We start from the raw sequence: 9,826 nt of genomic DNA, 5'->3' as shown, positions 1-9,826 counted from the left end.
CTGTTTTGGTGTTGTGAAGAATCAAACTGAATATCAGCCCCAAGCTATTTAAAGAAAGCTTGAGGCTGGTTAGAAGAGATGGTATCTACATACTATAACTTTAAACTACTATTTAACTAATTCCTAAATACTTATGTACTTGTATTGATAGGCGCCAGTTTTTGGCAATACAGGTGTCGATTGCGAGTTTGGTTGCTGATACTTTTTGGCTAATTGGCTGCAAATAAACAAGCTTAGGATTAACGCCTGTTTTAACAAATAACGCTTCTAGCTCTTCTACGTGCTTTTGCATAGCAACGGGGTGTTTAATTTCGTTGGCGCGCTTCATAGCGCTGGTAAGTACTTCATAACCGCCGCGCATGTTGATTTTTGGCGATACCGTAACCCATGTTTGCTCTGGGGCGAGTATTTCAAACGTGCCGCTGGTTTCTATTTGTGTGCTAAAGCCGTGTTCGTGTAATAAGTTACATACTGGGTTTAAATCAAACATGCATGGCTCGCCGCCAGTAATAACTACATGCTTTGCGGTATAACCACGCGATTGAAACAACGCTAAAATTTGCTCTGCACTGGCGTTAGCCCAATGATCTGAGTCGGCTTTTTTTTCTACGGTTTCGTCCAGCGATACTTTGTATACGTTATCAACATCCCAAGTTTGCTTAGTGTCGCACCAAGAACAGCCCACAGGGCAGCCTTGCAGGCGTAAAAATATTGAGGGTGTGCCAGTAAAGCTAGCTTCACCTTGAATGGTTTCAAACACTTCATTAATTTTGTACAAAAGAGATCTCACTTACTACCTAGCAGCCAAATTGCTACTATTAAAGACGAAAAAGCGCTGTGCAAAAATTGTTATTTAAGCTGCGGCCGTGTAGTATATCGCGCCCTGATATAAACCTCTATTAAAACTAAGAGCAAAACAGATATGACGCAAAAAGTAGTTGTTATTTATTCCGGCGGTATGGACTCATTTACCGTATTAAATAAAGCCCTGCAACAAGGCCATGATGTATATGCCCTATCATTTGACTATGGTCAGCGTCATGTAAAAGAGCTTAAAGTGGCGGCAAGTGTGTGTGAAAAATTAAACGTTCCACACAAAATTGTTGATATTTCGGCGATTAATCAACTTATTGGTGGCTCATCACTTACTGATGATATTGATGTGCCTGAAGGCCATTACGAAGAAGAAAGCATGAAAAGTACGATTGTACCTAATCGTAATATGATTTTGCTCTCGCTTGCTGTTGGTTACGCGGTATCACTTAAAGCTGGCCAAGTTTATTACGGCGCTCACTCTGGGGATCATGCTATTTACCCTGACTGCCGTCCTGAATTTGTGCAAAAAATGGATGATGTATGTCGTATTGCTAACTACGACGCTGTAGAAATTTTTAGCCCATACTTAAACAATACTAAAATTGGTATTTTAACCGACGGTATTGAAATGGGATTAGATTACAGCCAAACGTGGACTTGTTATAACGGCCGTGAAAAGGCCTGTGGTAAATGTGGCGCGTGCCAAGAACGTCTTGAAGCATTTGCACTAAATAACATTACAGACCCGTTAGAATACGAATAAGCACCAATTAATTAGTAGTACAATTGCTGTAAACAAAAAAGGCTATCATCGATAGCCTTTTTTGTTTAATTTTAACGAGTTGATATAAATTACAACCAGCGTTTTACGCGCGCTTTGTAAGCGGTAAACTCTTCGCCAAATAATTTAGTGAGCGCACGCTCCTCGGGTATTATTTGAAAAAACGTTAAATACGCAATAAACCCTATAATACATAAAAGTGCCCACAAGGAACTTAACCAAATACCCCACCCTGCTAAAATAAATGCAAAACCTACGTACATTGGGTTACGCGAAATCCGATAAATACCGCTAGTAATAAGTTTTGACGCTTGCTCAGGTTTATTAGGGTTTACAGTGGTGTTTGCTATTTTAAAACTCACCACCCCTGCAATACAAAAAACACAGCCTATAATGACCAAACTTGTTGCTAAGTAGGTAATAAATGCGGTGAAATCAATAACACTGTAATGCGCAATAAGCGCCATTATGCCTGCAAAAAACAGCACAACAATAACGGGAGGTATTTTATTATTTAACATGGCAACTCACTGTATTGGCTAAAGTATGTTTATTATATGGAGACACTGACGTTATTAAACAATATCTAAAGTGTATAAATGATGAACACGCTCAAAGCTGAGCTTAAGTAAAGTATACAAATTAAGTTACAATTGTCAGCTTTATCAAAAGCGCTTAAAGGTTATACTTTGTCCATAAACGAATAATAAAATGATAAGGAATGAGATTATGTCTGGAACTACGATGATTGTACTTATTGTGCTAATTTCGGTTGGCTCAGGAGTGGTTTACGATATGTATAAAAAGCATCTTGAGTTTAAGCATAAAATGCAAAACAACAACAGCGATGCCCATAAACAATTAGCTGAAACAAATGCACAAGTGCTTGCATTAAAAGAGCGTGTACAAACACTTGAGGCTATTGTTACTGATTCAAGCTTTAGTGTTAAAGATGAAATTAATAAGCTTTAAATTGTTATAAATAATTTGGATATAAATGCGCGTTTTCTGGCTGCTCAATACCATGTGCAGCTAAAAAACCACCAATAGCTTGCCCGCAGCCCTGTGGTGCTCGCCCGCTGTCTATCTCAAAGTTTAACTGGTTAGCATGTTGCTTACCCATAGAGCAAAGCCCTACGGTACTTGGCGAGCGCATAGCGATACTTAAGTTACCTATTTGTTCAACCACAACGTGCTTACTAAAGCGCGCAAAACCTTTGTACTTAAATTGCTCGTTTACGTAGTCATTACTTGTGGCTACTAATGCTGTAATTAAGGCGTGTAAAAAGCTATTAGCGGATGGATCTGCTGTTAAAAACGCGATTGTTTTTTTATTAAACTCGCTAAGTTGGCAATCTTCACACAACAGCTCAACAGTATATAAATGTTGCTCGGCTATTTGCTGCTGGCTCTTAAGCTCAATACTTTTTCCTGCAAATACAATACGTTTAAGCACTTCATCAACACGGCTTTCAGCACTTTCACTTTTAACAAGCTCAGGGTTTTGCGCCATTACCGGTAAGTCGTGATGGTTATTAAATGGCGTACTTGTTGCGCCGCTTTGCATTAACTGAAAAAGCTCTCTTACTTCATGTTCACGCGCTACTTTTAACGCTAAAAATGCAGTTTGAATAAGCTCTGAAGTAGGTAAGTTTTCCTCTACTATCCAGCGTCTGCCAAATAATAGCTTTTTAGCTTTGCCTTCATTTGCAGATGCGCTTTTTTGGTAGTTATCTGGGCTCAGCACTGCTACTTGCAGGTAAATTTCTTCACCTTTTTGTGCAGCAAGCACTCTAAAGTGAGCCGAAAACTCTATACTCTCAAGCACTTCGTTTACGCTTTCAAGCGTGTGCTTGTAACGTAAAAAATGTTGTGGCACCACCCAGCTACTATTAGCCAATTGCACAAGGGGTGCGTAAGAAATAGGTTGCTCGTAACTGTGTTGCCATTTTTGCTCATTGCTAAGCAAATGATTAATGTGACTCTTGTTATCTGACATAAATAAACCAAATAAACTCGCGTTGTGCGATATAAACTATGAACACATTACGTCGTCAATGTCGTAATTAGATCACATGTACGCCCTACTTTCGGGCTTTTTTAACTATCGGTGAGTTCTTGATAGTCTGTTATAACTTTTTGATAGTATGGCTTATCTTTATTGAACATTTTATTATAATGATTTATGAGTTGCCGCTGGTACATAGCGTGTTCTGCACTAGCAAAGTCCCACATTTTATTGCCGGTATGACTAATCTCATTATTGCTACTAAAGCTCACTTCAATCACTTCATAAAAACGTTTGTTGTCGTAAACTATTTGCTCACTTACAAGTCCTAAACCTAATTGCTTTAAACCGACTCGCAACTTATAAGTGTGATGCACGGGGCACAAAATAAACCGAACATTATTTAAATGCTCACTTACGTTATTAGCAGTGATTTGTTGTATTAAACTTAACAACAGCTCACCGCCAACACCTGCGATTACAACTACTTGGCTTTTACTTTGAGTAACTTCAATTTTGCCTACATCCTGACATAAGACCTGCCACTGCGGATTTTTATTACAGGTTTTTTGTAATTTATTAATAGATGATAATTGCGTTTCTAGGTCGTTCATTAAAGTGGCGACTATATCTACAAAAATAACCTGGTTTGCAGCTGCGCGTTTTAATAGCGCCATGCCTAAATAACCATGGTCGCAGCAGCAATCCCAAATAATATCGTGATGCTGCGAAATTAATGTATCAATGGCAGTTAGGCGTTTGCTGAGCTTCATTTAATCAGCAGATTGTGACGTTTTGTAGATAAGTGCTTTTAAGCTTCTGTCGCTGTCTACTTCAATAAAACGCTCGGTAGGGGCTAGGCGCTCAACAAATTCAATTGCGCCTTGGGTGTGCTCGTTTATTAACGCTTTAAACGCATCTTCGCTAAGCTCTGGGCTATTAGCACACAATAACAATTGTGTGGTATCGCAAAGTAGCTCTGGCAACCTGCGCAGCACTTTTTGATAGTCTTTAGTTAAAATAAAGCTGCCTTTTTGAAAGCTTGGCGGATCAACTATTATTAAGTCAAACGGGGCTGCTTTTTTTAGTTTTCCAAACGACTTTAAAATATCGTGAGGTAAAAAACTTACGCCGCGCTCAAAACCGTTTAGTTGATGGTTTTGCTTACCGACTTTAAGAACACCTTTGCTCATATCCATATTCATTACATGATCTGCCCCGCCTTGCATGGCTGCAAGCGAAAACCCACATGTATACGAAAATAAGTTAAGCACTTTGCCATGCTTACTATTAGCCATTACAAACTCACGGCCGCTGCGCATATCGGGAAATATTCCAGTATTTTGACGGCTCTGTAAATCAACCAAAAAACGAATGCCGTTTTCGGTTACAACATGCGGATTAGGTAATTGCCCATAAACCACGGTGTTTTGGCTTTGTACGCCAGCGCGTTGCTGATACACAAGTGACGTAATAAGCTCTGGCTGGTTTTTTTGTGCCCACTGCCACACAACATCGGTAAGCTCGCTTAGTGTTTGCTCGTCAATTTCGTCGTACGAAACCAAAAACAAACTTGGCGGATAAAAGTCTAAATTAATATGACTTAACGCCTCAACACTATGGCCACGGCCATGAAAAACACGGCACAGTTCATTTTTTAAAATTGGCGCATCTTCAAGCGCAGTAATAAGAGGAGTAAAGTTTGCTGTCATTTTTAATTAATCAACTGTTGTTGTAGTTCATGTATTTCATCGCGAACAGAGCCCGCTTTTTCAAATTCTAGATCGCTTGCGTATGCATGCATTTTGGTTTCAAGCTGCTTAATTTGCACTGTAATTTCTTTCGCACTAAGTACCTTTTTAGAATCTTTACGAACAAGTCTAAGGTTATCTTTAGGGCCGGCTTCTTCGCCTACATCCATCGCATCAAGAATCTTTTTGGCTAGTGAATGCGGTTCAATACCGTGTTCAATATTATAAGCATGCTGAATTTCGCGTCTGCGCGCTGTTTCGTCCATGGCCTTAGCCATCGATTTTGTGATTCTGTCGCCATATAAAATAGCGCGACCATCTAAGTGACGTGCAGCACGACCAATGGTTTGAATAATTGAACGCGCTGAGCGTAAAAAACCTTCTTTATCGGCATCAAGTATGGCTACTAGCGCCACTTCTGGCATATCTAGGCCTTCTCGAAGTAAGTTAATACCCACTAACACATCAAACACGCCCGCACGTAAATCACGAATAATTTCAACGCGCTCAACCGTGTCTATGTCTGAATGTAGGTAACGCACTTTTACGTCGTGCTCACTTAAGTAATCGGTTAAATCCTCCGACATACGTTTGGTCAAAGTGGTTACAAGTACGCGTTCGCCCTTCTCTACACTTTTATAAATTTCTGATAGGAGGTCGTCTACCTGATCGCCCACTGGGCGCACTTCAATAAGTGGATCGAGCAGCCCAGTTGGGCGAATTACTTGCTCTGCGATTGCGCCCACACAACGGTCTAACTCAAAGTCGCCTGGCGTTGCCGATACATAAATTGTTTGTGGTGAAATAGCTTCAAATTCTTCAAAGCGCAGCGGCCTGTTGTCCATTGCTGAGGGCATTCTGAAGCCATATTCAACTAAGTTTTCTTTTCGGCTTCTGTCGCCTTTATACATTGCGCCAATTTGCGATACGGTTACGTGCGATTCATCAATAATCATCAATGCGTCGTCTGGGAGATAATCAAGTAACGTAGGCGGCGGATCGCCCGGCGTACGGCCCGATAAATAGCGGCTGTAGTTTTCTATACCAGAGCAATAACCTAGCTCTCGCATCATTTCTATATCGTATTGCGTACGCTGTGTTACGCGTTGCTCTTCTACTAATTTATTAGCACTGAGTAACTGGGCTCTTCGATCTTTTAGTTCTTCTTGTATTTTATCGATAGCACCGAGTATTTTTTCACGCGGGGTAACGTAGTGTGTTTTTGGATAAATAGTGGTGCGTATTATATGCTTCTCGACGGCGCCAGTAAGCGGGTCAAAAATACTTAAGCGCTCTATTTCGTCATCAAACATTTCTACGCGAATTGCGAAAGTGCTAGATTCTGCAGGGAATATATCAACCACTTCACCACGTACACGATATGTACCACGGCTAAAATCTATATCGTTGCGGGTGTATTGTATTTCGGCAAGGCGACGTAACATGTCGCGTTGGTCTACTTTTTCGCCCACTTTTAAAAGTAGCATCATTTTCATGTACGATTTAGGGTCGCCCAAACCATAAATAGCCGATACCGACGCCACAATAATGGTGTCGCGGCGCTCGAGCAGTGCTTTGGTCGCACTTAAACGCATTTGTTCTATATGCTCGTTTATCGAGGCATCTTTTTCAATAAATGTGTCGCTAGATACAACATAGGCTTCTGGCTGGTAGTAATCGTAATACGATACAAAATACTCAACCGCATTTTTAGGGAAAAACTCTTTCATTTCTCCGTATAGCTGCGCGGCAAGCGTTTTATTGTGCGCCATTATTATTGTCGGACGGTTTAAATCGTTAATAATATTAGCCATGGTAAAGGTTTTACCTGTACCGGTGGCACCTAATAAAGTTTGGTGTGCAAGGCCTGCTTCTAATCCTTCGCATAGCTGCTTAATCGCTGTGGGCTGATCGCCTGCTGGTTTAAAATGTGATTTTAACTGAAAATGGTCGCTCAATTATTGCACTCCTGTAACGATTCGCCGCTCAGCGCTTCTAGTTTTTTCATAAACCATTTGTATGCCACTATTGCTGTAAATAAGTTACCTAAAGCAGCGCCAATAAATAGCCCTAATAATCCGGCTATTTCGTTGCCTACATAAGCAAATGGTACATAAAATATGAATAACCGAATGACACTTAATACCAATGCATACATTGGTTTGTGTAAAGCATTAAACGATGAATTTGATAATATGATCACCCCTTGTAAGCCATAGCTTAGCGGGATGGTATAAATAAAGAGTTTAATTACATCTATTACGGCTTGTTCTTTACCAAATAATTGGCTTATAACACCTGAAAATGCAATGAGTAATACGTAAATGGCAAATTGCCATACCATTACAAACTTTAGTGTGCCGGTATACGCTTCTTTAACGCGGCATAATTTGCCAGCGCCAAAGTTTTGGCTAACAAATGGCGGTAATGTCATCGATAGTGCAAGCACTAATATACTTGCAATAGATTCTATTCGACTTCCCACTCCAAATGCAGCTACGGCCTCTGGCCCGTGATGCGCAACCATAGCGGTCATTACGGCCATTGCAACCGGTGTAAGCATGTTTGCGCCGGCAGCAGGCAAACCAATTTTTAATATTTTACGAATAGCGCCAGTCACTGTTTGCTTGCCTGCTTTTAGGCTCAACAAGCGTTTTTTAACCGCTAATATATATAAAATAATAACCACAGCAACCGACCATGCAATAACGCTTGCTATAGCCGCGCCTTGAATACCTAACGCTGGTACTGGCCCAAAACCAAATATCAGTATAGGGTCGAGTACGGCGTTTATCAGCCCTGCTCCACCCATTACTATACTTGGCGTTTTTGTATCGCCACTGGCCCGCAGTACCGAGTTACCAATCATTGGAGTTATTAAAAATACACTACCGATAAACCATATATTCATGTATTCGTGTATTAACGGCAATACTTGTGCGCCCGCTCCTAGCAAAGTAAATATGGGGTCAATCAGTAAATACCCAACAGATGACAACACAATAACCAGAACCACACCAACCATTAAAGAAATACTGGCGTCAAAACGCGCTTCATCTATTTTATTACTACCGAGCGCTTTTGCTATTACCGCCGATGTACCGATCCCCAGCCCTATTGCTAAGCTAATAACGGTAAAGGTAACCGGAAATGTAAAGCTCACCGCTGCAAGCGGCTCAGTGCCTAGTAAACTTATAAAGAATGTATCGACAATATTGAACATCATTAGCGTGATCATGCCGAATATCATCGGGATGGTCATCGTCTTTAATGTGGGCAAGATGGGATCGTTTAGTAAATCTGGGCTAGTCTGGGATTTTGAAATTGCGCGCATGAAATAAATAGGCCTCTTTTACTGAACGAATCATTTTAAAGCATCAAGGCAGTTCAAGCCACGGATTTATCACTACAATTGAAGTAATTAAAGAAGTAAAGATTCGAAAAAATAGTAAAACTTAGTTTTTGCATCTTTTTGTTAAAATAGAGCCTAAACACACCAAAAACCAATTAAAACACATTTTTATAACTTTTATTACAAACACCCAGTGATATATGATGCTTTTTTACACAAAGGTACTGCTTGGTTTATCGTTACGAAAAAATTCGTTCATCGAGTTACATCTTTTAGCCATAAAAAGCTAACTTGCTGTTTTACAATGAATTAAAAATAGTGATTTAAAAGCTTGAAATCGTTGTAGCACCCTAAACCATTGGTGCCGATGATGTTCTTAAAGTTTCATAAACAGAGTTATCCACAGAAACCGTGGATAACTCATTCAAACCCGCATTTATAAAGGCTTTGAGAGAGCCTCCATTTTCGATGATATCCAACCAATTGACCATTTGTTAATTGTGGCATTTTTATAAACTCACGCTAAAAACTGTAGCTCACCAATTTTTCTTCTTAACATAGTTGTACGTTAGGTATAAAAAAACGTTTAATACAAAGTTAAGTTATTGATTGCTCTATTTTTGAACGGATAAAACAAATACCTATTTTATACATAGTAATTAGATCACAATTTAGATCAAAAAATTTTTCTGTGAATATACGCATAGGCATATTTCTAGAAAATTAAAACAAAAAACGAATTAAATACGAAAAATATCGCTAAGTAAAAAATGAGTTTTTATGTTTTTGAGTTGTCTTTTAATAACAAGCGACTTTAATACCGTGTTTAATTTAACCAATTTGATGGTTCAGCAATAATAAAAGTTGTGTTGTTATTCTTAAATTCCCAAAAAAATAACTTTAATAGAGCTATAAAACACGCAGATCGAACACAAAAACAACGAATAAACCTCTTTTTTCAATTTATGACTTTTATATGTTGACACTTAGCGGCTCGGTCATTAATATTTCGCCCCGTTGAAAGGCAAGACGCTTCCCCCTTAGCTCAGTTGGTTAGAGCGACGGACTGTTAATCCGCAGGTCCCCCGTTCGAGTCGGGGAGGGGGAGCCAAGTTTAT

The 9,826-nt window shown here is 39.7% G+C and carries 9 protein-coding genes and 1 tRNA gene; 3 read left to right on the top strand and 7 right to left on the bottom strand.

Translation table 11 applies throughout. The annotated features are described in order from the left end of the window. Window positions 1-112: 112 nt before the first annotated feature. Window positions 113-778 carry a 7-carboxy-7-deazaguanine synthase QueE gene (gene queE, locus GQR54_RS19245; protein WP_166379662.1) on the bottom strand — a complete coding sequence of 222 codons (666 nt, stop codon included), beginning with the start codon at window positions 776-778 and terminating at the stop codon, window positions 113-115. Between the two features lie 144 nt (window positions 779-922). Between queE and queC the strand changes: the two genes are divergently transcribed. Continuing rightward, window positions 923-1,579 carry a 7-cyano-7-deazaguanine synthase QueC gene (queC, locus tag GQR54_RS19240; protein WP_007583902.1) on the top strand — a complete coding sequence of 219 codons (657 nt, stop codon included), beginning with the start codon at window positions 923-925 and terminating at the stop codon, window positions 1,577-1,579. Between the two features lie 89 nt (window positions 1,580-1,668). Here the strand turns inward: queC and GQR54_RS19235 are convergent, their stop codons facing one another. Next, window positions 1,669-2,118, bottom strand: coding sequence for an isoprenylcysteine carboxylmethyltransferase family protein (locus tag GQR54_RS19235; protein ID WP_166379660.1), 450 nt, complete (start codon window positions 2,116-2,118; stop codon window positions 1,669-1,671). A gap of 208 nt (window positions 2,119-2,326) precedes the next feature. Between GQR54_RS19235 and GQR54_RS19230 the strand changes: the two genes are divergently transcribed. Then, a complete protein-coding gene (locus GQR54_RS19230; protein WP_007583900.1) occupies window positions 2,327-2,569 on the top strand; it encodes a hypothetical protein in 243 nt (80 codons plus the stop codon). A 4-nt stretch (window positions 2,570-2,573) separates the two neighbouring features. Here the strand turns inward: GQR54_RS19230 and GQR54_RS19225 are convergent, their stop codons facing one another. The 5 genes from GQR54_RS19225 to GQR54_RS19205 all read right to left on the bottom strand — a co-directional run bounded on the left by GQR54_RS19225 (window position 2,574) and on the right by GQR54_RS19205 (window position 8,690). Then, window positions 2,574-3,596, bottom strand: a complete 1,023-nt coding sequence (locus GQR54_RS19225) for a hypothetical protein (protein ID WP_101217392.1) — start codon at window positions 3,594-3,596, stop codon at window positions 2,574-2,576. A gap of 101 nt (window positions 3,597-3,697) precedes the next feature. Then, on the bottom strand, window positions 3,698-4,378 hold the full coding sequence (locus GQR54_RS19220) for a tRNA (adenine(22)-N(1))-methyltransferase TrmK (RefSeq protein WP_166379658.1): 681 nt from the start codon (window positions 4,376-4,378) through the stop codon (window positions 3,698-3,700). Continuing rightward, a complete protein-coding gene (locus GQR54_RS19215) occupies window positions 4,379-5,317 on the bottom strand; it encodes a class I SAM-dependent methyltransferase (protein WP_024609318.1) in 939 nt (312 codons plus the stop codon). Between the two features lie 2 nt (window positions 5,318-5,319). Continuing rightward, window positions 5,320-7,314 (bottom strand): excinuclease ABC subunit UvrB, encoded by a 1,995-nt coding sequence (gene uvrB, locus GQR54_RS19210; RefSeq protein WP_165740055.1) that lies wholly within the window; start codon window positions 7,312-7,314, stop codon window positions 5,320-5,322. Then, window positions 7,311-8,690, bottom strand: a complete 1,380-nt coding sequence (locus tag GQR54_RS19205; protein ID WP_166379657.1) for an MATE family efflux transporter — start codon at window positions 8,688-8,690, stop codon at window positions 7,311-7,313. The genes uvrB and GQR54_RS19205 overlap by 4 nt, the downstream gene beginning before the upstream one ends. 1,052 nt (window positions 8,691-9,742) lie before the next feature. Between GQR54_RS19205 and GQR54_RS19200 the strand changes: the two genes are divergently transcribed. Continuing rightward, window positions 9,743-9,819 (top strand) — tRNA-Asn (locus tag GQR54_RS19200). Window positions 9,820-9,826: the final 7 nt, after the last annotated feature.

Origin of the sequence: Pseudoalteromonas sp. Z9A4 (assembly GCF_011378845.1) — a bacterium.
Lineage (GTDB): Bacteria > Pseudomonadota > Gammaproteobacteria > Enterobacterales > Alteromonadaceae > Pseudoalteromonas > Pseudoalteromonas arctica.
The sequence above is the reverse complement of the archived record's forward strand: the minus strand, read 5'-3'. Positions and strand labels throughout refer to the sequence as shown.

Excerpts from the sequence above, each read along its gene's own strand:
- queC (WP_007583902.1), top strand. The coding sequence starts at position 923 with ATGACGCAAAAAGTAGTTGTTATTTATTCCGGCGGTATGGACTCATTT.
- GQR54_RS19235 (WP_166379660.1), bottom strand. The coding sequence starts at position 2,118 with ATGTTAAATAATAAAATACCTCCCGTTATTGTTGTGCTGTTTTTTGCA.
- GQR54_RS19230 (WP_007583900.1), top strand. The coding sequence starts at position 2,327 with ATGTCTGGAACTACGATGATTGTACTTATTGTGCTAATTTCGGTTGGC.
- GQR54_RS19225 (WP_101217392.1), bottom strand. The coding sequence starts at position 3,596 with ATGTCAGATAACAAGAGTCACATTAATCATTTGCTTAGCAATGAGCAA.
- GQR54_RS19220 (WP_166379658.1), bottom strand. The coding sequence starts at position 4,378 with ATGAAGCTCAGCAAACGCCTAACTGCCATTGATACATTAATTTCGCAG.
- GQR54_RS19215 (WP_024609318.1), bottom strand. The coding sequence starts at position 5,317 with ATGACAGCAAACTTTACTCCTCTTATTACTGCGCTTGAAGATGCGCCA.
- GQR54_RS19205 (WP_166379657.1), bottom strand. The coding sequence starts at position 8,690 with ATGCGCGCAATTTCAAAATCCCAGACTAGCCCAGATTTACTAAACGAT.